This is a genomic window from Jutongia sp. SJQ-6, assembly GCF_054161275.1.
The window spans coordinates 196,966-221,241 of sequence record NZ_CP195314.1; the positions used below are offsets into that span (position 1 = coordinate 196,966).

Annotated in this window: 24 protein-coding genes; all 24 read left to right on the forward strand. The window is 40.9% G+C overall.

The features are described 5' to 3' along the window. The first annotated feature begins 69 nt into the window (after nucleotides 1–69). The 24 genes from ACSAJE_RS00900 to ACSAJE_RS01015 all read left to right on the forward strand — a co-directional run bounded on the left by ACSAJE_RS00900 (nucleotide 70) and on the right by ACSAJE_RS01015 (nucleotide 23,787). Nucleotides 70–984 carry a carbohydrate ABC transporter permease gene (locus ACSAJE_RS00900; RefSeq protein ID WP_118506437.1) on the forward strand — a complete coding sequence of 305 codons (915 nt, stop codon included), beginning with the start codon at nucleotides 70–72 and terminating at the stop codon, nucleotides 982–984. 3 nt (nucleotides 985–987) lie between these two features. Beyond that, nucleotides 988–1,842, forward strand: a complete 855-nt coding sequence (locus tag ACSAJE_RS00905) for a carbohydrate ABC transporter permease (RefSeq protein ID WP_458009464.1) — start codon at nucleotides 988–990, stop codon at nucleotides 1,840–1,842. A gap of 301 nt (nucleotides 1,843–2,143) precedes the next feature. After that, nucleotides 2,144–4,318 carry a glucose PTS transporter subunit IIA gene (locus tag ACSAJE_RS00910; protein WP_458009465.1) on the forward strand — a complete coding sequence of 725 codons (2,175 nt, stop codon included), beginning with the start codon at nucleotides 2,144–2,146 and terminating at the stop codon, nucleotides 4,316–4,318. 2 nt (nucleotides 4,319–4,320) lie between these two features. Then, a complete protein-coding gene (locus tag ACSAJE_RS00915) occupies nucleotides 4,321–5,157 on the forward strand; it encodes a PRD domain-containing protein (protein ID WP_458009466.1) in 837 nt (278 codons plus the stop codon). 139 nt (nucleotides 5,158–5,296) lie between these two features. Beyond that, nucleotides 5,297–5,554, forward strand: coding sequence for an HPr family phosphocarrier protein (locus ACSAJE_RS00920; RefSeq protein WP_118691417.1), 258 nt, complete (start codon nucleotides 5,297–5,299; stop codon nucleotides 5,552–5,554). Nucleotides 5,555–5,581: 27 nt separating this feature from the next. Continuing rightward, nucleotides 5,582–7,210, forward strand: coding sequence for a phosphoenolpyruvate--protein phosphotransferase (gene ptsP / locus ACSAJE_RS00925; RefSeq protein WP_458009467.1), 1,629 nt, complete (start codon nucleotides 5,582–5,584; stop codon nucleotides 7,208–7,210). Nucleotides 7,211–7,392: 182 nt separating this feature from the next. After that, nucleotides 7,393–7,812, forward strand: coding sequence for a 6-pyruvoyl trahydropterin synthase family protein (locus ACSAJE_RS00930; RefSeq protein WP_458009468.1), 420 nt, complete (start codon nucleotides 7,393–7,395; stop codon nucleotides 7,810–7,812). A gap of 193 nt (nucleotides 7,813–8,005) precedes the next feature. Continuing rightward, a complete protein-coding gene (gene queE / locus ACSAJE_RS00935) occupies nucleotides 8,006–8,674 on the forward strand; it encodes a putative 7-carboxy-7-deazaguanine synthase QueE (protein ID WP_118691420.1) in 669 nt (222 codons plus the stop codon). Nucleotides 8,675–8,691: 17 nt separating this feature from the next. Further along, nucleotides 8,692–9,270 (forward strand): GTP cyclohydrolase I FolE, encoded by a 579-nt coding sequence (gene folE / locus ACSAJE_RS00940; RefSeq protein WP_022024888.1) that lies wholly within the window; start codon nucleotides 8,692–8,694, stop codon nucleotides 9,268–9,270. A gap of 75 nt (nucleotides 9,271–9,345) precedes the next feature. Further along, complete coding sequence (gene queC / locus ACSAJE_RS00945; protein ID WP_118506441.1) at nucleotides 9,346–10,029, forward strand: 7-cyano-7-deazaguanine synthase QueC; 684 nt, start codon at nucleotides 9,346–9,348, stop codon at nucleotides 10,027–10,029. Nucleotides 10,030–10,108: 79 nt separating this feature from the next. After that, on the forward strand, nucleotides 10,109–10,594 hold the full coding sequence (gene queF / locus ACSAJE_RS00950; protein WP_458009469.1) for a preQ(1) synthase: 486 nt from the start codon (nucleotides 10,109–10,111) through the stop codon (nucleotides 10,592–10,594). Between the two features lie 86 nt (nucleotides 10,595–10,680). Then, a complete protein-coding gene (locus ACSAJE_RS00955) occupies nucleotides 10,681–12,369 on the forward strand; it encodes a L,D-transpeptidase family protein (RefSeq protein WP_458009470.1) in 1,689 nt (562 codons plus the stop codon). A gap of 191 nt (nucleotides 12,370–12,560) precedes the next feature. Then, complete coding sequence (locus ACSAJE_RS00960) at nucleotides 12,561–13,775, forward strand: FAD-dependent thymidylate synthase (RefSeq protein ID WP_458009471.1); 1,215 nt, start codon at nucleotides 12,561–12,563, stop codon at nucleotides 13,773–13,775. Nucleotides 13,776–13,797: 22 nt separating this feature from the next. Next, a complete protein-coding gene (locus ACSAJE_RS00965) occupies nucleotides 13,798–14,514 on the forward strand; it encodes an IspD/TarI family cytidylyltransferase (RefSeq protein ID WP_444156649.1) in 717 nt (238 codons plus the stop codon). Continuing rightward, nucleotides 14,514–15,539: a ribitol-5-phosphate dehydrogenase gene (locus ACSAJE_RS00970; protein WP_118506446.1), complete on the forward strand. Its 1,026-nt coding sequence runs from the start codon at nucleotides 14,514–14,516 to the stop codon at nucleotides 15,537–15,539. Before ACSAJE_RS00965 ends, ACSAJE_RS00970 begins: the two co-directional genes overlap by 1 nt. 169 nt (nucleotides 15,540–15,708) lie before the next feature. Continuing rightward, nucleotides 15,709–17,196 carry a threonine synthase gene (gene thrC, locus ACSAJE_RS00975; protein WP_458009472.1) on the forward strand — a complete coding sequence of 496 codons (1,488 nt, stop codon included), beginning with the start codon at nucleotides 15,709–15,711 and terminating at the stop codon, nucleotides 17,194–17,196. A gap of 319 nt (nucleotides 17,197–17,515) precedes the next feature. Then, nucleotides 17,516–19,024, forward strand: coding sequence for a class I SAM-dependent DNA methyltransferase (locus ACSAJE_RS00980; RefSeq protein ID WP_458009473.1), 1,509 nt, complete (start codon nucleotides 17,516–17,518; stop codon nucleotides 19,022–19,024). Continuing rightward, the gene (locus ACSAJE_RS00985; protein ID WP_458009474.1) at nucleotides 19,008–20,054 is read left to right on the forward strand and encodes a PIN domain-containing protein; all 1,047 of its coding nucleotides are present in this window, start codon (nucleotides 19,008–19,010) and stop codon (nucleotides 20,052–20,054) included. Before ACSAJE_RS00980 ends, ACSAJE_RS00985 begins: the two co-directional genes overlap by 17 nt. Before the next feature lie 3 nt (nucleotides 20,055–20,057). Further along, nucleotides 20,058–21,296: a restriction endonuclease subunit S gene (locus ACSAJE_RS00990; RefSeq protein ID WP_458009475.1), complete on the forward strand. Its 1,239-nt coding sequence runs from the start codon at nucleotides 20,058–20,060 to the stop codon at nucleotides 21,294–21,296. Nucleotides 21,297–21,362: 66 nt separating this feature from the next. After that, nucleotides 21,363–21,644, forward strand: a complete 282-nt coding sequence (locus tag ACSAJE_RS00995) for a DUF7724 family protein (protein ID WP_118506451.1) — start codon at nucleotides 21,363–21,365, stop codon at nucleotides 21,642–21,644. Further along, on the forward strand, nucleotides 21,631–21,861 hold the full coding sequence (locus ACSAJE_RS01000) for a DUF7723 family protein (protein ID WP_118506452.1): 231 nt from the start codon (nucleotides 21,631–21,633) through the stop codon (nucleotides 21,859–21,861). Before ACSAJE_RS00995 ends, ACSAJE_RS01000 begins: the two co-directional genes overlap by 14 nt. After that, a complete protein-coding gene (locus tag ACSAJE_RS01005) occupies nucleotides 21,854–22,135 on the forward strand; it encodes a DUF4160 domain-containing protein (RefSeq protein WP_022024063.1) in 282 nt (93 codons plus the stop codon). The genes ACSAJE_RS01000 and ACSAJE_RS01005 overlap by 8 nt, the downstream gene beginning before the upstream one ends. Nucleotides 22,136–22,236: 101 nt before the next feature. Further along, on the forward strand, nucleotides 22,237–23,217 hold the full coding sequence (xerA, locus tag ACSAJE_RS01010) for a site-specific tyrosine recombinase/integron integrase (protein ID WP_458009476.1): 981 nt from the start codon (nucleotides 22,237–22,239) through the stop codon (nucleotides 23,215–23,217). Nucleotides 23,218–23,229: 12 nt separating this feature from the next. Further along, complete coding sequence (locus ACSAJE_RS01015) at nucleotides 23,230–23,787, forward strand: restriction endonuclease subunit S (RefSeq protein ID WP_458009477.1); 558 nt, start codon at nucleotides 23,230–23,232, stop codon at nucleotides 23,785–23,787. Nucleotides 23,788–24,276 lie beyond the last annotated feature (489 nt).

The following is a 24,276-nucleotide window of genomic DNA, read 5'->3' on the forward strand; positions in this document are numbered from 1 at the left end:
GTTTAGGAATGTGCCTGCTTACATTTGTAGGCAGGCACTTTTTTTGAAAATAAGGGGAGGGTAACACTTATGAGTAAACCCAAAAAAGGAAGAGTGGAAAAGCATAATAAGTGGGGCTACATTTTTTTAATCCCGTTCATTCTTACATATGTTATTTTCCAGTTAATCCCACTTATCAGCACGATTTATAATAGTTTTTTCGAAAATTATAGCATGGGCTTAATACAGGTGGGACCAAATTATATTGGCTTAGAAAACTATGCTTCGCTTTTTGAAAGCGGCAAGCTATTGATTTATTTGAAAAACACAATGATAATGTGGGTGTTGGGATTTGTACCGCAGATCTTATTATCGCTTCTGCTTGGTGCATGGTTCTCAGACACACGATTAAAATTGAAAGCATCCGGTTTTTTCAAAACCGTTATTTATTTACCAAACTTGATCATGGCGTCAGCGTTTGCAATGTTATTCTTCGCATTGTTCTCTGACAATGGCCCGGTAAATGCAATTTTATTACACGCCGGTCTGATCAAAGAGAAGTATTCTTTCCTTTCTCATGCAGGAAGTGCAAGAGGATTGGTTGGATTTATGAACTTTTTGATGTGGTTTGGTAATACCACGATTCTGTTAATGGCAGGTATGATGGGTATAGACCCGGCATTGTTTGAGGCTGCCGAAGTTGATGGTGCGACATCGACACAGGTATTTTTCCGAATCACGATGCCGTTGTTGCGTCCAATCTTAGTATACGTTTTGATCACATCTTTGATCGGTGGTTTACAGATGTTCGATGTACCACAGATCTTGACAAACGGTACCGGTGGACCAACAGATACAACGATGACATTGATCATGTATTTGAACAAACAGCTATACAGTAAGAACTACGGTATGGGTGGTGCGTTATCCGTTCTGCTCTTCATCGTAACGGGTATATTGAGTTTGATCGTGTTCAAAGCATTTGCACAGAAAAAGGAGGCATAATTCATGGATGAAAGAAAAAGTTCAGGAATAGGAATACATGCCAGAAGGGTTCTTGCATATATTGTTTTGATATTCATTTCGATATTGTGCCTGTTTTGGTTTTATGTATTGTTTGTTAACGCAACAAGATCACATGCGCAGATTCAGTTAGGATTCTCTGCTTTACCGAGTGGAGAGTTTATGAACAACTGGGTACATTTGATGCACAGTTCACAGCCGGTTTGGAATGGCTTGTTTAACAGTGTTATTGTCGCTGCTTTCAGTGCCGTTCTGACAACATACTTTTCTTGTATGACGGCATATGCAATTCATGTATACCATTTCAAGTTGAAGAATGTTATGTTTACATTCATCTTGATGATCATGATGATTCCTACACAGGTAACTGCACTTGGTTTTTACCGCTTAATGATGGATTGGAATCTGATGGATTCCTTTATTCCATTGATTGTTCCAGCCATAGCAGCACCGGTAGTATTCTTCTATATGAAACAGTACATGGATTCTTCCCTTCCGTTGGAGATCGTAGAAGCGTCTCGAATCGATGGTGCGGGCGAGTTTAAGACATTCAATATGATGATTCTTCCGATTATGAAACCTGCGATCGCGGTTCAGGCAATCTTCGCATTTGTTCAGAGCTGGAACAATTACTTCATTCCATCATTGCTCTTGACAGAAAATAAGAAGAAGACATTGCCTATCTTGATCGCACAGTTACGTAGTGCGGATTTCCTGAAGAAGGATATGGGTCAGGTGTATATGATGATTGCCTTCTCGATTTTCCCGGTAATCGTTGTATATCTGCTCCTTTCTAAACATATCGTACAGGGTGTGGCACTTGGTAGTGTGAAAGGGTAGAAAGTTTGTAAATACAATTCTTAAAGTGAAGGTTGAACAATACATAGCCAAAATGTGGATTATAGTATTGACGAATTGAAAAAATCATGGTATATATATTATATAAATAGTGTGTTACTTGATTTGAATGAAATTGAGGCATTAACTATACATAAATCACAGGTAATTTATGTTAGTTGATGCCTTTTTCTTTTGCATATTATATAGTTAGCCGCGGATACTATCGGTGAGTGTGTACTTGCTGTTATGCGAGAGAGATATGCCAAACTACATAAATACAGGAAGAAAGGATGGATGAAAGATGAAAGACAAAATTTTTGAAGTGCTGCAGCGAATTGGAAGAAGTTTTATGCTCCCAATCGCGATCTTACCGGTTGCCGGTCTGCTTCTTGGACTGGGTAGTTCGTTTACGAACGAGACAACGATTGCAACGTATCATTTAGGTGGAATTTTGGGGGATGGAACAATATTGCATGCGCTGCTTGTAATTATGAACAAGGTCGGAAGTGCCGTGTTTGATAACCTGCCATTGTTATTTGCTGTGGGTGTCGCAATCGGAATGGCAAAAAAAGAAAAAGAAGTGGCAGCGTTATCTGCGGTGATCGCATTTTTCGTTATGAATATCTCGATCAATGCTATGCTGAATATTAATGGCAAGATCCTGGAAGATGGGTCCATTGCGAAAAATGTGTTAGAGGGAACCATAGCCTCTGTCTGTGGAATTAATACATTGCAGATGGGTGTATTTGGTGGTATTATCGTTGGTCTTGGTGTAGCTGCATTACACAATCGCTTTCATAAGATCATATTGCCGAATGCGTTATCATTCTTTGCGGGATCAAGATTTGTTCCGATCATTTCCACTATAACGTATATGTTTGTTGGTATTATTTTGTATTATATATGGCCGGTTGTGCAAAATGGAATTTATGCACTTGGTGGATTGGTGACAGGAAGCGGGTATATGGGAACGCTGATCTTTGGCGTTGTCAAAAGGGCATTGATACCATTTGGATTGCATCATGTGTTTTATATGCCATTTTGGCAGACTGCTGTTGGCGGAACCGCTGATGTGGCCGGACACATGATTCAGGGTGGACAAAATATTTTCTTCGCTCAGCTTGCAGATTCTGCACATATTTCACACTTTAGTGCAGATGCAACAAGATATTTTTCGGGTGAATTTATTTTCATGATCTTTGGTCTGCCAGGCGCAGCTCTTGCAATGTATCGCACGGCGAAACCGGAGAAAAAGAAGCAGGTGGGAGGCTTACTATTTTCAGCGGCCCTCACATCTATGTTGACCGGTATTACTGAACCGATCGAATTTTCTTTTTTGTTTGTTGCACCGATTTTGTTTGCAGCGCAAGTTGTATTGGCCGGTGCTGCATATATGATCGCTCATATATTAAATATCGCCGTGGGTCTTACTTTCTCGGGCGGATTTTTGGATCTGTTCCTGTTTGGTATTTTACAGGGAAATGATAAGACAAGCTGGCTTCGTATCATTCCGGTAGGAATCATTTATTTTATTCTTTATTATGTGATTTTTTCTTTCTTGATCAAAAAATTGAATTTAAAAACACCTGGTCGAGAGGATGATACACAGGAAGTGAAATTATATACGAAGGCAGATGTTAATGCTAAACGTTCCGCAAAGGGGGATGACGGAAATATATCATCGGAGGATACACTTAGTGAAATGATCACGAGAGGTCTTGGCGGTAAGAACAACATTGATAGTGTTGACTGCTGTGCGACCCGCCTTCGCTGTACTGTTGCAAGTGCAGATTTGGTTGATGATGTTCTGCTTAAATCGACAGGAGCCAGTGGAGTGATCCATAAAGGAAATGGAGTCCAGATCATATACGGACCAAATGTTACCGTGATCAAGTCTAATTTGGAAGAGTATCTTGAAACAGCACCGGATATTATATATACTAATGATAATGAGAGTTGTTCAGAGCCAGATGATGCCACGCAGAGTCAGGAAATTAAAGGAAGTGTAGTAAAAACCGTTATTGTATCCAGTCCGATCACAGGTGTTGCAGCAGATCTGTCTACGGCACCGGATGAAGCCTTTGCGGATCGGATGATGGGTGATGGTGCGGTTGTAACCCCAACGGATGCGATCGTTAAGGCACCGGAAGATGGAGAGGTTGCGTTTGTGTTTGATACCAAGCATGCGATTGGATTTACGACAGATTCCGGTTTGAGCTTATTGATACACGTTGGTATAGACACAGTAAAATTGGATGGTAAAGGATTTGAAGTGTTTGTCGAGAATGGTCAGCAGGTAAAGAAGGGTGATCCATTGATGAAACTGGATATTGATTATCTGCAAGAGCACGCACCGTCAATCGTATCTCCGGTACTGTGTACGGAACTAGAGGATAACCAAAAGGTACGTTTATTAAGGGAGGGAGAAATAAAATCAGGAGAGGAGTTATTCGCTGTTGATTTTTATGAGGAATAATTATGTATAGAGTGACAAAGGTGTTAAATCATAACGCTGTACTTGCGGTGGAACAGGGCAACAATGCACAATGTTTACTGCTTGGCAAAGGAATTGGATTTGGCAAAAAGATTAGCGAAACGATCGATTCCGCAATGGGAGCCAGCGTGTATTATTTACAGGAATATAAAGATCGTGGTGGTGCTGATACTATCATTAAATCGATAGATCCGGAGATTTTGGAAATTGCCAATCAGGTACTTGATCAGGCTGAAAGTGTGTTTGGAACGATTGATCGAAGCATTCTTTTTCTGTTAGCAGATCATATTTATTATGCTGTAGAACGAATCAAAAAGAAGGAGCAGATCAGTAATCCGCTCACAGAGGATATTCGTTTACTGTTTCATATGGAGTATAAAGTTGCTGCTTGTATTATTCCGATATTACAAAAGAAATACCGTATTTCAATTGGTGATGATGAAGTGGGATATATTGCATTGCATGTGCATTCAGCTATCGACAATGAAAACGTGTCAGATGCGATACAGATTGCACGTGCAGTGCGTGCCTGCGTCCAAATTGTGGAAGAAGCCATGGATAAAAAAATTGACGTTCTGTCATTGTCCTATAATCGATTGATGAATCATGTGCGGTATATGATTGTTCGTGCGATCAAGGGAGAGAAGCTCAAGATGAGTCTGAACGACTATATGAGTGTGAAATATCCGAGTGAGTTTAATATGGCAAAGACTATTTGTGATGAGATTGCTAAAATGGTCAACTGTACATTTGAAGATGCAGAAATCGGATATTTAGCGATGCATATATGTCGTGTGACTAGTGGTGAGTTGGATGTGTAGTATGAAGTAAAAATTTGATCGCAGAAAACAGGAGTATTATTTTCTTAAAAAAATGGAAGTTGTTATTATAGGTTTATGCTTGGACACATGACACATATTTTGTTAAAAATGTGATTGTGTGTAGAAATGGAGAGGAAAGATGAAGTCATTTAGTTATGTTATTACAGATGCAGTAGGAATTCATGCAAGACCGGCAGGAATGCTTGTAAAAGAAGTTAAAAAATACGATGCGAAGATTACCATTAATAAGGCAGGGAAAAAAGTAGAAGCCGGTAAATTGATGGCAATCATGGCGCTTGGTGTAAAGTGTGGCGATGAAGTTGTTGTAGAGATTGAAGGCGGCGATGAGGAGGCAGCATTTCAGGGGATGCAGAAGTTTTTTGAAGAGACACTGTAGGTATGTTACGATAGAATGGAGGCTGTTATGAAAAAATATAATGGAAAATCGATCTTTAAGGGGATTGCGATTGGTGATATTTTATTCTATCAAAAGGAAAAGCAGCAGGTGAAACGCCAAAGAGTGGAGGATGTTGCCAAGGAAAAAGAGCGGTATCAGATGGCAAGTCAAAAAGCATCCGAACAATTGAAGCAGTTGTATGATAAAGCGTTGCAGGAAGTCGGCGAGGCAAATGCTGCTGTGTTCGAGGTGCATATGATGATGCTGGAAGATGATGATTATGTGTCCTCTATTGTCAATATGATCGAAACACAAGAGGTTAATGCGGAGTATGCGGTGGCTGTAACCGGTGATAATTTTGCAGAAATGTTTTCACAAATGGATGATGAATATTTTAAGGCAAGAGCGGCTGACGTTAAGGATATTACCGAGCGTTTGATCAGCGTATTGAATGAGCAGGATGATAAGGGTACGCTGGGTGATGATCCGGTTATAGTTGTTGCTGATGATCTGGCACCGAGCGAAACGGTTCAAATGGACAAGGAAAAACTGTTAGCTTTTGTTACAAAATATGGATCTGCCAACTCACATACGGCGATTTTGGCTCGAACAATGAATATTCCGGCATTGATTGATGTTGATATACAACCGGAGTGGAATGGCAAGTTAGCGATTGTAGATGGCAAAGAAGGTCAGTTGATCATCGAACCTGATGAGGAAACATTGGCATTCTATCGCAGACAGCAGCAGGAAGAGCAAGAGGCCAGAGCTCTTTTGTCTGAACTCAAAGGACAAGAAGATATTACCTTAGATGGCAAAAGGATTAAGCTCTATGCTAATATTGCCGGGGTTGGAGATGTTGCAAATGTGCTTGCAAATGATGCAGCAGGTATTGGGTTGTTCCGCAGTGAATTCTTATATCTGGAGGCAGAGGATTATCCGGATGAAGAAACTCAGTTTTTGGCATATAAACGAGTTGCTGAAATGATGGCCGGTAAGAAAGTCGTTGTTCGTACGTTAGATATTGGTGCAGATAAGCAGGTTGATTATTTTAAGCTGGATAAGGAAGATAATCCGGCAATGGGATTTCGTGCTATCCGCATTTGTCTGGAACGTCCGGAAATCTTTCGAACACAGCTTCGTGCTTTGATACGGGCAAGTGCATATGGAGAGATTGCGATAATGTACCCGATGATCATTTCTGTGGAGGAAGTGTGTCGTATCCGAGAAATTGTAGATTCTGTCAAGAGTGAGTTGGATGAACAGGGTATCTCGTATGGCAATTTTGAACAGGGTATCATGATTGAAACGCCGGCAGCAGTGATGATGAGCGAAGAATTAGCTCAACATGTTGATTTTTTCAGTATCGGTACGAATGATTTGACACAGTATACTCTGGCGATTGATCGTCAGAATATGAAATTAGATTCGTTCTATGATCCCCATCATCCGGCAATACTTAAAATGATTCAGACAACAATTACGAATGGACATAAAGGTGGTTGTTGGGTTGGAATTTGTGGAGAGCTGGGAGCGGATACATCATTGACGGAAACATTTCTTAAAATGGGTGTTGACGAATTATCTGTTTCGCCTTCTTTTGTGTTACCGATCCGAAGAATAATTCGAAGCACAAACGTACTTGACGATAAATGAAAAATAGGATAATATAATTTATTGCCGTGGATAAATGTTATTTATGCATGGGTTCATACAGACAGTTCATTTGTACCATCCTGTCTATAAATAAAACTCGGACTGCATGGAACAGAGATTGTTTTTGGGCAGACCGTAGGTCTGCCTTTTTGTTTTGCTTTATAGGAAACTGGAGGGAATGCATGTATCAATTGACAACAGAACATAGTTTTGATTCGGCACATTTTCTTGCCGGATATAATGGGAAATGCGGTAATTTGCATGGGCATCGTTGGAGAGTACTGCTGACGGTGCAGTCAGAGACGCTAAGAGAAGACCGGCAGCAAAAAGGTATGTGTGTTGATTTTGCAGAGTTAAAAAAAGATTTGCGGACGGAATTGGATGCGTTGGATCATGTGCTGATCATTGAACAGGGATCTTTGCGTGAGAGTACGATGAAAGCAATGCAGGAAGAACAATTTCAGGTGGTTGAGATGCCGTTTCGTCCAACCGCTGAAAATTTTGCCAGATATTTTTATGAATTGTTTACATTGAAAGGTTATCCGGTGGCGAAAGTAGAAGTATATGAGACACCGAATAACAGTGCAGTTTACTTTGCCTAAAGTGATGTGAGAGGTGGCAGTGCAGCTTGCTTTGTCTGAAGCGATGCGAGAGGTGACAGTGCGGCCTGCTTTGTCTGAAGCGATGCGAGAGGTGACAGTGCGGATCGCTTTGTCTAAAGTGATGTGAGAGGTGACCTCGTGCAGAAGTTGTGCATGACAGCCTGCAGGTCGGGAAAGGAATGTAAGAGGTAGTATGGCAGATTTTGAAGTGGTAGAAATCTTTGAAAGCATTAATGGGGAAGGTCGATTCGCCGGAGAGTTATCTAATTTTGTGCGGCTAAAGGGATGTAACTTGCGCTGTACGTATTGTGATACAGCTTGGGCCTATGAAGCAGATGCGCCGTGTACGGTGATGACGGAAGAGGAAATCTGTGAGCGTCTGCTGCAATCAGGGATCAGTCGGGTGACACTTACCGGTGGTGAACCGATGATTGCAAAAAATATTGATGTATTGTTAGAAAGGCTGTCTCGAGAAGAGAGTTTAGAGGTGGAGATCGAGACAAATGGCAGTGTTTCATTAACAGCGTTTCGTCAAATGAAGCGGCCACCGTCATTTACGATAGACTACAAATTGGCGGGAAGCGGCATGGAAACAAAGATGTGTATGGATAATTTTGCAGAGGTTGTAAAGCAGGATACGGTGAAGTTTGTTGTGTCCGGACGGAGTGATCTGGAAAGGGCCTATGAGGTGACGAGAGAGTATCATCTGGAGCAGCGCTGCATGGTAATATTAAGTCCGGTATTTGGCAGGATCGAACCGGCTGAAATGGTTGATTTTCTTCGTGAAAAACGATGGAATGGAGTACGGATTCAATTGCAGTTGCACAAGTTTATCTGGGATCCGGATAAACGTGGAGTTTAAGAAAGGAAGATGGCATTATGGCAATAGATACAGAAGCGATTAAGGTGCATGTTCGAGGTATATTGGAAGCATTGGGAGATGATCCGGATCGTGAAGGATTAAAAGAAACACCGGATCGTGTGGCCCGCATGTATGAAGAAGTGTTTGAGGGAATGAACTATACAAATCATGAGATTGCGCAAATGTTTAATAAAACATTTACCGATCGTATGGAATTTGGATCGGCTTCCAGAGATATGGTGATCGTTCGGGATATTGATATTTTTAGTTATTGTGAACACCATCTTGCTCTAATGTACGATATGAAAGTGACCGTTGCGTATATTCCAAAGGAAAAGGTGATCGGACTTAGCAAGATCGCACGTATTGCGGATATGGTGGCAAAACGCCTTCAGCTGCAGGAACGTATTGGTACGGATATTGCAGATATTATGCAGGAGATCTTGGAAAGTGAAGATGTGGCGGTTGTGATCGAGGGTACACATAGCTGCATGACAGCCAGGGGAATCAAAAAGAATGCAGCGACGACGAAGACCTTTACACTGCGTGGACAGTTTCAGGAAGATCAGAGCTTACAGATGAGACTTTTGTCATAGAGAAAGCAGTAGAAAATCAATAAAAGGCCTATAATAAAAACTTTAGGCTTGACATGATAGGAAGGAAAGAGTGTTATGAGCAAAGCAATGGTTTTATTTAGCGGCGGCGTAGACAGTACAACCTGTCTGGGGCTTGCAATCGAAAAATATGGTAAAGAAAACGTGATCGCATTGTCGATCTCTTATGGACAGAAACATAAAAAAGAAGTGGAAGCAGCACGCAGCATTGCTGCATATTATGGAATAGAACTTCTGTCTTTAGATCTGCAAAAGATCTTTACGTACAGTGATTGTTCTTTATTAGAACAGTCTGATGCAGAAGTTCCCAAAGAAAGCTATGCGGAGCAATTAAAGGAAACTTCCGGCAAGCCGGTATCTACTTATGTCCCTTTCCGTAATGGTTTGTTTTTGGCGAGTGCAGCGAGCATTGCTCTGTCGAAAAACTGTGAAGTGATCTATTATGGAGCGCATGCAGATGATGCGGCAGGTAACGCTTATCCGGATTGCAGCAGTGCCTTTAACGATGCAATGGGACAGGCAATTTATTTGGGAAGTGGCAATCAGGTACGTATCGAGGCTCCGTTTGTCAATTGGACTAAGGCTAAAGTGGTCGGAGAGGGACTTCGTTTGAAGGTGCCTTATGAACTTACGTGGAGTTGTTATGAGGGTGGTGACAAGCCTTGTGGTGTGTGTGGCACGTGTCGTGACCGCGCAGAGGCCTTTCGCGCCAATGGCGTTTTGGATCCGGCACTGCACTAAAGGAGAGGCAGGAGAGCTTAGATCACGGTATTGATCGGTAAGGTGGCATAAGGATGCTGCAACAGAGGGAGGAAATGCAATGAGAGAACAGGAAAAGAGTATTACATTATTAGGAAACCAGGGGACGAAATATCCACAGGATTATGCACCGGAAGTTTTAGAAACATTTGTGAATAAGCATCCGGATAATGATTATTTTGTCAAATTTAATTGTCCGGAATTTACCAGTTTATGTCCGATCACAGGGCAGCCGGATTTTGCATCGATCACGATATCGTACGTACCGGGAGAACGAATGGTAGAGAGCAAATCCTTAAAATTATATTTGTTTAGTTTTCGCAATCATGGTGACTTCCATGAAGACTGCGTCAATGTTATCATGAAAGATCTCATTAAATTAATGGATCCGAAGTATATTGAAGTATGGGGCAAGTTTACACCACGTGGAGGAATTTCTATCGATCCATATTGCAATTATGGACGCCCTGATACCAAATGGGAACAAATGGCAGAAAAAAGAATGTTGTGGCACGATATGTACCCGGAAAAAATTGACAATCGATAATTCTATCCTTTACAGAAAAGGTTTTGCGGTATATACTTATACAGCAAATATATTATGACAGAAGAAAGAAGAGAGTAGAAGAAAGTATGAAAGTAAAAGATTATTTCAAAGAGCATAAGTGGATCATTCCGGTGGCAATAGCAGCAGGCGTACTTATTATAACAGCGATCGTGATCGCAGTATATTCGAGTGGACACTTTGCCAGAGGAACAAAGGTCAATGGGATTGACGTTTCCGGTATGAGTGTGAAACAGCTTCAGAAGCGGATCGGAGAATATTCCATTAATGTCAAAGAACGCAAGATTGATGAGAAATCCAGAGATGAAAGTTTTTTTGAGGAAACGATCAAAGGAAGAGACATCGGATTGGCAGTCGGCGATGCGCAGCCATTATATGATATATTGAAAGACCAGGGATTCATAAAGTTTTTTGCCGGAGACAAGAAAGATTATGAGATCAGTCATACACTGTCATATGATAAGGATCTTCTTGCGAAGGAAGTGTCGACCTTAAAGGGGGCATCTGCCACAGACGGTACGGAAGCGGTGAGCGCTTCGATTGCCGAGTATACAGAGGGAAAAGGTTATGAGATCGTTTCGGAGCAGCAGGGAGATATTTTAGATGAGCAGGCAACCTGCGAGGCGATTGAAAAGGCAGTTGCATCATTGAAGGAATCTGTTGATCTAAGCAAGGAAAAAGCATATAAAAAGCCGGAGTTCACCAGCGAAAGTGATGTCTTAAAAGATGCTGTAGAAACATTAAATCGTTATGTTAGTACAGAGATTACATATAAATTTGGTGATGATACTGTTGTATTAGATGGTACGCGTATCAATAAGTGGATCAAGATCAAAAAGGACAACACAGTAAAGATTCGTCGAAATAAGGTGGAGGAGTTTGTACAGAAACTTCATCGTAAATATGATACCGTATTTACCAATCGTAAGTTTAAGACTGCGTACGGTGATACAGTTACTGTATACGGTGGAGATTATGGCTGGTGGATGAATACAGTCAAGGAAACAGATAAACTGGTTAAATTGATCCAAAAAGGTGCTGTCAAAGAGCGTACACCGGAATATCGTCAAACAGCGGTCAGCTACGGTGACAAAGACTACGGTGATACCTATGCAGAAGTGGATCTGAGTGGTCAGCACGTGTTTGTGGTCAAAGATGGAAAAGTTGTATTTGATACTGCGTGTGTAACGGGAAATGAATCGCAGGGACATGCAACGCCGGCAGGTACATATGGAATTACTTACAAGCAGCGCAATGCTACATTGCGTGGAGAAAATTATGAGACACCGGTAAGTTATTGGATGCCGTTTAATGGAGGCATTGGTTTTCATGATGCGTATTGGAGAAGTCGTTTTGGTGGCACTTTATACCGTACCGGCGGTTCTCATGGATGCGTAAATCTTCCGCCATCATCAGCCAAGAAGATTTACAGCTTGGTCGAGCAGGGAACTCCGGTTATCTGTTATCATCGATCCGGAAGTTCCTCGAAGACAACGACAGATTCATCTTCTAAACCGTCAGTAACGAAAAAGCCGACAGTAACGAAAAAGCCGACAGCAACGAAGAAGCCAAAGCTGGCGAAGAAACCAAAGGCAAAAAAGAAACCAAAGCTGGCGAAGAAACCAAAGGCAAAAAAGAAGCCAAAGCTGGCGAAGAAACCAAAGGCAAAAAAGAAGCCAAAGCTGGCGAAGAAACCGACGACAACGAAACAACCGGAGACAACCAAAAAGCCGGAAACGTCGGAGGATGAAGAATAAAATAACGAAAGGGTCAATGATAGTGATCCTATATGATTGCGGTACAGTGATGTCTGTTGCGGTAAGAAAGCGAGGCATTATTGCACCGCAATTTGCTTTGTGTTATCATTATATATACTTGACTATATATGTACTCGACGATATATACACAATTTTGTGCATATAAAAGAAGATCGGAAAGGATAAAAAATATGGTTACAATAAATACAATTGGTGTTTCGAAGGAGATTGACGGTGAGTCCGGTGCGCAGTTGACGGATGAGCTGACATTTCTGAGTGGAAAGTATGCAGGTACCTGCTATGCTGCAGACGGCTACGAGACAATACGTACGCAAGAACCGCAAAAGGCGCTCAGACGTGCAGAAAATACGGCACAAAACGGTCATCATTCTGTGTTTCAGCATAGTATGGTAACAATGGAAATACAGTGCCCGAAGATTATTGCAATGCTGCTTAACTCTATCGGAGTATCAAATACATCCGAAAAGAGTGCCAGATATACAAAGATGAAGCCGCAAAGTGAAAAAGAGGCCATACTTTATGAAAAGTGGCATGATATTTTGAAACAACAGATCGAAGCTTTGTATCCGGAGAAGTTTAGCGAGCGCGAGGCGGACAAACTTGCTTATGAGAATGCCAGATACATGTTGTCGGTCTTTTGCCCGACTTCGATGGTGTATTCTCTGCCGTTTCGCAATATCTTTTATGTGATGGACTGGGCGGAGCAGATGCGTGATCAGTTAAATGGACAGGCAGATGCATTCTCGAAGAGGCTGGCAGAAGAACTCTCCGGGTTGGTAAAGTCCCTTGATGTCGTGATCGGTGGTAAGCGGATTTTTCATGATAATAAAAATGAATACTTTCGTTTCATGCCCGTGCAGGCGACCGGACAGCTGGACGATGATAATGTCGAGTACTTTGGAGATGTGTATACGGCAAAATTTTTGGCTTCTTTTGCACAGGTTGCACAGGAGCAGAGACATCGTACGCTCCGTGTAAAGATCAACTTTGTGGGAGATAAGCCTGGGGAATATGGTTATTATGTACCGGAATTACTGCAGGAACAGTCACTTCAAGAGGAATGGCTGCAGGATATTGCCGGAGTCGCAGAGCAGTTCCCGCAGGGAATGTTAGTTTCCGTAACAGAGCAGGGACTGTTTGAGGATTTTGCCTTGAAATGTAAAGAACGCATGTGTGGGAGAGCACAGCTGGAGATCATGCGGTTGACGGAAGAGCTGGTGGCACGTTTCGCGAAAAATAAGCAGAACCTGTCTTCTGCCAATCGGAGACGTTTGGAGGATCTGTTAGAAGATGATAAGCCTTGTGCCCGTTGTGGATACCGTGATTTTCAGTGTGTGGAAGGTTGTAAATGGGGGAAAGCAGGGGCACTGCTCAGACATATTTAGTAGAAAGGAATGAAGAGTTAAGATGGTATTTGGAGTGATATTAGCCGGAGGAATAGGCAGTCGCATGGGAAATGCAGAGAAGCCAAAGCAGTATATCAAAATTGGAGATAAACCGATCATTATTCATACGATCGAGAAGTTTTATGTGCATGATGCCTTTGAGAAATTGATCGTTTTGTGTCCGAAGCAGTGGGTAGAACATACGAGAAATCTTGTTCGCCAGTATATGGGGGATACTGACCGGGTCGTTGTATTGGAAGGCGGAGAGACACGCAATGAAACAATCATGAATTCTATTCGTTATATCGAGGAAGGCTATGGTTTGGATGACGACACACTGCTTGTCACACATGATTCTGTGCGCCCGTTTTTAACACATCGCATCATCGAAGAAAATATTGAATATGGACAGAAGTATGATGCAGTGGATACCGTGATACCGGCAACGGATACGATCGTGGCCAGCGAAAATGGAGAGATTATCAGTGATGTACCGGACAGATCTAAGATGTATCAGGGACAGACGCCGCAGACGTTTCGTGCCAAGAAATTAAAAGACCTGTATTATTCGCTAAGTGATGAGGAGAAGGGAATCCTTACGGATGCTTCTAAGATATTTGTCATGAAGGGAGAAAAGGTGCATTTGGTACAGGGTGAGGTGTTCAATATTAAGATTACCTACCCATATGATCTGCGTGTGGCAGAATCATTGATCAGAAATGGGGAGATGGATAAGTAATGTTAAATGCGGTATACCGTCTCGTAGCACCGAGACGATTTGAAGTAGAGTTTGGTGAAGTGCCATTATTTGGACAGGAAGTGATCGTGCGTCCGACACATTTATCCATTTGTCATGCCGATCAGAGATATTATCAGGGAAGCAGACCGGCAGAAGTTCTCAAACAAAAGCTTCCGATGGCATTGATCCATGAGGGGATCGGCAAAGTAGTTCACGATCCGACCGGGCAGTTTTCCTACGGACAGACGGTGATCATGATCCCGAATACACCGACGGAACACGATGATATCATTGCCGAAAATTATTTGCGGTCCAGTAAATTCCGCGCAAGTGGGTTTGACGGATTTATGCAGGAGTATGTCAGCTTACAGCCGGACAGACTAGTTGTGCTTCCGGAGGGGATCGACCCGGTCGTGGCAGCGTTTACGGAGTTAGTATCCGTCAGCGTTCATGCACTGCAGCGATTTGATCGGATCGCACATGCACGTCGTAATATGATCGGTATCTGGGGGGATGGCAATTTAGGCTATATCACAGCGATTTTTTGTAAAGCTATGTTTCCGGATACGAAGCTTGCTGTTTTTGGAGTGGATAATGAAAAATTGGCTAACTTTGCCTTTGCAGATGCAACGTATCGCGTAACAGATATTCCGGAGGGGCTGCTTGTAGATCATGCGTTTGAGTGTGTTGGTGGTGCGGCATCGCAGAGTGCGATCGATCAGATCATAGATCATATTCAACCGGAGGGCACGATCGGTCTGCTTGGCGTATCGGAGTATCCTGTACCTATCAATACCCGGATGGTTTTAGAAAAAGGACTTCGATTGTATGGAAGCAGCAGAAGTGGCCGCAGTGATTTTGTAAAGACGGTGGAATTGTATCAAAGTCATCCGGAGATCGTAAATTATCTGGATGCTATCGTGGGTGCAAGAATAGAAGTGCGCAGCATGGCAGATATGGTTCGTGCTTTTGAGATGGATATTCATAAGAGCATGGGTAAAACGATCATGCATTGGATGCAGTGATCTATTGCAACAGGACAGATGTTGCCGCCCTGTCAAACAGGGGTTGAAAAATACATCAAAAACAAGTATGATAGTTTTGTTTTGGTGTAATATTTTGCAATATGTGGAATATAATGGTCAAGACATTGATCAACAGAAACGAACAGGATGAAAAGGAATGGAGGACGACATGAACGTAACATATCAGAGCACGAGAAGTGCGGCGACTAAGGTAACAGCATCTCAGGCAATCTTGAAGGGACTTGCAGATGACGGCGGATTATTTGTGCCGGATCAGATCCCACAGCTTGATGTATCTTTGGACCAGATTGCAAAGATGAGTTATCAGGAGACTGCCTATGAGGTTATGAAGTTGTTTTTGACGGATTTTACAGAGGACGAGCTTAAGTCCTGTATTAACCGTGCCTATGATGATAAATTTGATACCAAGGAGATCGCACCATTGGTAGAAAAAGCAGGTGCATACTATTTAGAGTTGTTCCATGGAGCAACAATTGCTTTTAAGGATATGGCGTTGTCAATTCTGCCACATTTGTTGACGACTTCTGCTAAGAAGAATCATATTACCAATGAGATCGTTATTTTAACGGCAACTTCCGGAGATACCGGTAAAGCAGCACTGGCAGGTTTTGCAGACGTAGAGGGAACAAGCATCATTGTATTTTATCCAAAGAACGGTGTCAGCAAGATCCAGGAACGCCAGATGGTGACACAGAAGGGTGCTAATACGAAAGTAGTTGGCATTACCGGTAACTTTGATGATGCGCAAAGCGGTGTTAAGGCAATGTTTAATAACAAAGAACTTGCGGCAGCAATGGATGCTAAGGGATATCAGTTTTCCTCTGCTAATTCCATCAATATTGGTCGTTTGGTGCCACAGGTAGTATATTACGTATATGCATATACAAGATTGCTTGGTGCGGGAACAGTAGCTGAGGGTGAGCCGGTGAATTTTGTGGTTCCAACCGGTAACTTCGGAAATATTTTGGCTGCATTTTATGCAAAGAACATGGGAATCCCGGTAGGAAAGTTAATCTGTGCATCCAACGAGAACAAAGTATTGTACGATTTCTTTGATACCGGTGTTTACGATAGAAATCGTGAGTTTGTATTGACAAGTTCGCCATCTATGGACATTTTGATCTCCAGCAACTTAGAGCGTTTGATCTATCGCATTGCCGGAGAAGACGCTGCAAAGACGAAAGAAATGATGGATGCGCTTTCTGCTGATGGTAAGTATACGTTGACGGAAGAAATGAAAGCACAGCTTGCTGATTTTGTTGGCGGATGGTCTTCTGAGGAGAAGACAGCAGCAGAGATCAAGCGTGTGTATGATGCGACAGGATATGTTATGGATACACATACCGCGGTTGCATCCGCTGTATATAAAGAATACAAGGACCGCACCGGAGATGAGACCAAGACAGTAATCGCATCGACAGCAAGTCCATATAAGTTTGCAACAAGTGTTATGACAGCAATTGATGCGAAGTATGAGGGCATGGATGATTTTGCGCTGATCGATGAGCTCAGCAAAGTGTCAGGAGTGTCGATACCGCAGGCTGTAGAAGAGATTCGTTCTGCGCCGGTTCTGCATGATACCGTATGCGAGACTGAAGATATGCAAAAGACTGTAGAAACGATACTTGGACTGTAAATGGATAGATCAGACAGAATATCCGATGCGGTAAATAGCATAAACAAGATATCAAATATCGTAATCTGTTAGATGCTTAGCACAAAAATACAAAAAGATTGAATGAAAAAGTAAATTCCACATGTAAACCCAATGTGGAATTTGCTTTTTTAGTTAACGTGAAATGAAAGATTGTAAAAATATCTCCCCCTAAAAGAGTGGTTATATGGTATTATATGCAAGTATGGTGTTTGTAGATTATGAAGTTATGTAGAAAATTTAAGGATGAGATGGAATCCTTGGTTTCGGCGAAAATGACATGACAGGGAGGAAAGCAAAGATGGCGGATAGAAATACGGCTACGATTGGATTCGAAAAACAAATATGGGATGCGGCTTGTGTGCTTCGTGGCAATATGGATGCATCAGAATATAAGAATGTTGTCCTGGGGTTGATTTTCTTGAAATATATCTCAGATAGATTTGACGATAAATATCAGGAACTTGTTGAAGAAGGCGACGGATTCGAGGAAGATATTGATGAATATACTTCTGAAGGTATTTTCTTTGTGCCGGCAAACGCACGCTGGAGCGAGATTGCGACGAAAGCACATACACCGGAAATTGGTGCTGTTATCGACGATGCTATGCGTGCAATTGAAAAAGAAAATAAACGATTGAAAGATATTCTCCCTAAGAATTTCGCACGCCCGGAATTGGACAAACGAAGATTGGGAGATGTGGTAGATTTATTTACCAATATCCAAATGATTGAACACGGCAGTGAAAAGGATATCTTGGGTCGTACCTATGAGTATTGTCTTTCTATGTTTGCTGAACAAGAAGGCAAACGTGGCGGCGAATTCTTTACGCCATCTTGCGTAGTACGTACCTTGGTGGAAGTATTGAAACCATTCAAGGGAAGAGTATATGATCCTTGCTGTGGGTCAGGCGGTATGTTTGTTCAGTCTGCAAAATTTGTTGAGAACCATAGTGGTAACATCAGTAACATTTCTATCTACGGTCAGGACTCGAACCCTACTACATGGAAGATGGCACAGATGAACCTTGCTATTCGTGGAATTGAACCAGATCTCGGAGCTTATGCCGCAGATACATTTCTAGATGATCGCCATCCAACATTGCGAGCGGATTATATCATGGCGAATCCTCCGTTTAATCTTTCTGATTGGGGATTGGATAAACTAAAAGAAGATCAGCGCTGGAAATATGGAATACCTCCAGCAGGAAACGCCAACTTTGCATGGCTTCAGCATATGATTTTTCATCTTGCACCAGCTGGTCGTATTGGCATGGTATTGGCGAACGGTTCACTTTCATCTCAATCAGGTGGAGAGGGTGAAATTCGTAAGAATATTATCAATGCCGATTTAGTTGAGTGCATTGTTGCAATGCCTACTCAGCTATTTTATACAACGCAGATTCCTGTTTCGCTTTGGTTTATCAATAAGCAGAAGAAACAACCGGAAAAGACTTTATTTATTGATGCTCGAAAAATGGGAACGATGGTGAGCCGTAAGCTTCGGGAGCTGACAGATGAAGATATCAAGAAGATTTCAGATACCTATGAAGCTTTTGTTGATGGAACACTTGAAGAGGTTAAAGGCTTTTGTGCTGTTGCTGACACTTCTGAAATCGAGAAACAAGATTATATCCTTACACCTGGCCGTTATGTGGGTATTGAAGAGCAGGAAGAGGATGATGAGCCATTTGATGAAAAGATGGACCGGTTAACATCTGAACTGTCGGAGATGTTTGTAAAGTCACATGAGCTGGAGGGAGAGATTAGGAAGAAATTGGGGGCGATTGGGTATGAGCTCAAGCAATGAAATAATGTATTGTTTGATTTTTGATACGAATGCTCTGTTTCAAGCATATGAAAAGAAAGCGGATTTCACAACTTTTAGCTTTAATTCAACATTTGAAAATGTAATTGACATGATTAACCAACTTGATATATATAATCAGGTAACCGTAGCAATTCCATCTGTTGTTTGGAGTGAAATGGAGAAGCAGATTATAGAAAAGCATAATGAGTTGCTTTCAACTTATAAAAGTACGATATCAAAGAAACGATTTCCTGAATATTCTATTCAAGAAAATCCGGACATAGACTATCCGGAATACATAAAAAATAAGATTGCGGAATACAAGAAAGAGATTTCAGCAGGAATGAATAAAGTTATTGAGATTCCAATTGCGTCTAGTAATAGGTTCGAAAGTATAATAAATCGTGCATTCGGTAAATTACCTCCTTTTGAGGGAAAAGACAAAAAGTCTGATAAAGGATTTAAGGATGCGTTGTTATGGGAAAGTATTTTGGAATTTTCATTAACGCATTGTAACTTAAAAATCATATATTATTCCAAAGACAATGCTTTTGGAGAATCTCTTCTAAAGGAGTTTGCAGAAAATGTATCAAATTCATCACTGTTCATATGTAAAAATGAAAGTGAAGTTAAGGTGCAGTTAGAAGCGTGGGCAAAGGAAATTGACAAATATTCGTATCAACCAATTGAAGAGTTTGATGAAAACCAGGAAATTCTTGATTGGTTAAAATCTGGAGATTTTCTTGCGCAGATAATAGATCGAAATTTTGATCTTGTAGAAAAAGGACGGTTGATTACTTCAACTACAGCTCATTTGATAAGCATTGATAATATTGAATCCTTGAGTTCGAATGAGAATGCAATTGAGTATTATATTGAAGTAGCATTGCAGTTTATATACGAATTGAAGGATGGGGGAAAAACAAAGGACACAATTAATGTAGGCATAAATGTTAAGATGCTGGATGATGCCTATTCGGTTGAAGATGCTTATAGAATGGATGAAGACGAAATCGAAAGTGAGAGTTAGCTTATGAATACAGGACAAGAAAGAATAAACGAATTTGTAATTCGTGAGAAACGGGGGCGATTGGGTATGAGATATGAATGGACAAAAAAGAAGCTCTCTGATATTGTAGATTTTAATCCGAGAGAAACAATAAAAAAAGGTACTATAGCTAAGAAAATTCCGATGGATGTGCTTCGTCCATTTTATCGAGATATTCCATATTATGTTGAAGCATGTTTTTCTAGTGGCATGAAGTTCCGTAATGGAGATACGATTATGGCACGAATTACGCCGTGCTTAGAAAATGGAAAAACAGCGCAGGTCTCAATCTTAAATGATGGAGAGGTTGGGTTTGGCTCGACGGAATATATAGTGTTTAGAGCAAAAGAGGAAATTGCTGATAAGGACTACTTGTATTATCTTGTTTGCAGTCCAGAGGTAAGGGAACTAGCAATAAAATCAATGGTCGGCTCATCTGGACGACAGCGTGTGCAGACGGATGTTGTAAAGAATCTCGAAATCAATGTACCTCCATTAGTCGAGCAAGAAAAAATCGGCTCATTATTGAAATTGTTTGATGATAAAATTGCACTCAATGATAGGATAAACAAGAATTTAGAGCAGCAAGCTCAAACGCTTTTTGACAATTTTTATGATTCTCTTTCTGGCCAATCATGCATCTTATCTGAGATAATTGACATAAGAGATGGAACACATGATTCACCTAAAGCAACGGAGCATGGATATCCATTAGTCACCTCTAAGCACTTGCTTCCATTCGGGGTAGATACATCGTCAGCAAATATTATTTCAAAAGCCGACTATGACAAAGTTAACGAAAGAAGCAAAGTCAATACTGGTGATATTTTGATAAGCATGATTGGAACTGTAGGATTAATTTCTTATGTTATTGATTCACCTGTAGAATTTGCAATAAAAAATGTGGGTCTATTCAAAACATCAAAACATCCTTCTCTTGACTTATATATTTTGTACTACTTAAAAAACAAATCGACAACACAACATATGGAAAAATGTCTCGCAGGTAGCACACAAAAGTATATAAGCTTAGGTGAATTACGGAAATTACCAATAGTTGTTCCATCTCCTGATGAATTGGCTGCTTACAACTTGGTAGTTCGACCAATAGTTTCTGAAATAGCATTACTTGTGCAAGAGAACAGACGATTGTCAAATCTACGTGACACGTTACTTCCGAAACTTATGTCTGGTGAACTGGATGTCTCTGGACTCGACATCTAAGCCGCTAAATTCTTGTTTACGGTAGAGCGTAGATTATATATAATATCAATTAAGAAGGAGGGTATTATGGATACGGAAAAGGCTTATTTGAGTAATGATAAAGATATGATTCAATTCCGTTATGGAGATAAGATAATTCGTTTTCGTGGACCATATTCATTAGAGCGATTTATCTCCATAAAAGAATGGGATAATGGGTATATCGTTGTAATGGCAAAGTATCAGCATAATGCGGAACCGGAGGAGGAATATATTGATATGATTCCTGTTTTGAGGGATTTATATATTGACGCTTCGTTTTTTTTAAAACCCATTAAGGAAGTGAGGTTGGCTTATGGACAAGATTAAACAGATTGCGGATCAAGCGGATATGATTATTAACGGATATGCATTTACGCGCGAAGAAAATCGAATCCGTATCTTGAATCTAAATAATCCAGAGAAAGCTTTGGTGATTTCGGAGGATGGAACGGTATTGGAAACGACAATGGATGATATTGAGATTTGCATTGTTACAGATTACTGGAAAAGTGATCGAGAATTTATGGAGGATGGGGATGCCTAAATATTATCAGGATAAGATTTGTGGGTACTATCTGTATTTTACCTCTTTTTGCGTGATTGAGTGTATGCATGTACATGCAAGCGACAGAAAACTTACAGAAGAAGGATCTGCTAAGTTTTTTGTAAAGGCTGACGGTGATACTGTGTTACAGAATAGAGGAATGCTTAATGATAGAGATATTCGAAAAATACAAGCATACATTAAACGGCACTATAAGGAGATGTATAAAAAATGGGCTCAATATAGTGAGAATGACTTCTATCATGGAAACTAATTGGCTTGTTATGTAACCAATTCCTACCAACGGCGGGAATAATAAACCGATAGAACTGCCGTTGAGTTGTTCTCTGGTATAATAACAAAGGAGAATGACATATGAAACAACAGATCATTATTGATGTAATGCAACAGATGCTGCCGCACCTCGACAATGCCCAGATGCAGAAACTGCAAAAGGTTTTGGAATATACATTACATGGCTGTGAAATAACAGTGCTTGAGGAGAATGATAATGATAATTCGCAGTTGGTAGAATCTTTTATCTCGGCAAAAAGAATTGAGGGATGCTCAGAGAAAACATTGAAATATTATCGCACTACAATAGAGACAATGTTAATTTCCGTTGATAAGAGTATTCGATATATACAAACAGAAGATTTGCGTTCTTACCTGATAAATTATCAGAATGAAAAGCAATCAAGTCGTGTGACGATAGATAACATCCGTAGAATTTTGTCAAGTTTTTTCTCATGGTTAGAGGACGAGGATTATATATTGAAAAGTCCTGTTCGCCGAATCCATAAGGTGAAAACGGCAACCAACATCAAGGAAACCTATACAGACGAGGATTTGGAAAAAATGCGCGACAACTGCACAGAACTTCGGGATTTGGCTATGATTGATATGCTGGCATCTACTGGAATGCGTATCGGTGAGATGGTTTTGTTGAACAAAACAGACATCAATTTCAACGAGCGTGAGTGTGTGGTTTTCGGTAAAGGCGATAAGGAACGCATTGTCTATTTTGATGCCAGAACAAAGATTCATCTGCAAAACTATATTGACAGCAGAACGGATGATAATCCGGCATTGTTCGTCACCCTACGTTCTCCGCATGAGAGAATCAAGATAGGCGGTATCGAGTCTCGCCTGCGTGAAATGGGTAAGCAGTTGGAAATTCCCAAAGTCCATCCGCATAAGTTCCGCCGGACGCTTGCAACGATGGCGATTGATAAAGGTATGCCAATTGAGCAGTTACAGCAGCTCTTGGGGCATAAACGAATAGATACAACCTTGCAGTATGCAATGGTCAAACAGAGTAATGTAAAGTTGGCTCACAAGAAATATATCGGTTAGGACGGTGATAATATGACTGAGTGGAGGAAAAGATGTTTGGGAGAAATTACATCATTTATGTCTAAAGGCATTCCACCTAAATATGTAGAAAGAGAAAACGAGAATACAGTTCGCGTGTTAAATCAGAAATGTAATCGAAATTTTGAAATCAATTATGAGGAATCAAGATTACATGACTGTTCAAAAAAGAAAGTGCCAGATGATAAAATGCTTCGACCAGGAGATGTGCTGATTAACTCTACCGGTATGGGAACGGCTGGTCGTGTTGCTCAATTGTATGATGTGCCAACATCAACAACAATAGATGGACATATGATACTTCTTCGTCCAACCGAGGAAATTGATTCTATTTATTATGGGTATGCGGTTAAAGCGTTTCAACCTCAAATTGAAACTCTTGCGGAAGGCTCAACTGGTCAGACCGAAATAAATCGAAAAAGATTGCAGGAAGAAATTGTGATTTCTTTTCCAAAAGAAAAAGAAACGCAAGATTGTATCGCTCATTTTCTGTTGAATATAGATGAAAAAATAAAAGTGAATAATAAGATAAACAAGAATTTAGCGGCTTAAAGGTCGATGTCTGAGACATCAAGCTCGCCGGACATTAGTTTTGGCAAAAGAGCGTTCCGCATATCCGCAAGTTTGTGCGATTCACGAGTAAGATTTTGCATTTGCAGGAACATTGGCACCACAGATGTCATCAAAGCGTCGAAGCAGTCTCCTTGTCAGGCAATATTGCCGGGTATCCATTTGAGAATATCTGTCTTTAGCAATTGTTGAATACACTACCGTTACTGATATTGACCAGTTGCTGACGAATGTATTCAAAATACAAATACAAGTATTCCTTAGAAAACTTTGATTCAGGGAAATAGTAGCCATCCATCGTGAATACAGCTATCGACATCTAAGAATCTTAGGTATGCCCGGTGTTGCACTATTAGAGAGCACAAGTGAACCAGCTTTGAGAAAAACTGTCTTTCGCAGTCCTGCTTCAATTATGTGATCTTTAATATCACATAATAACATGGGGTTTGAATGGCTTGTGTACATCAGAAA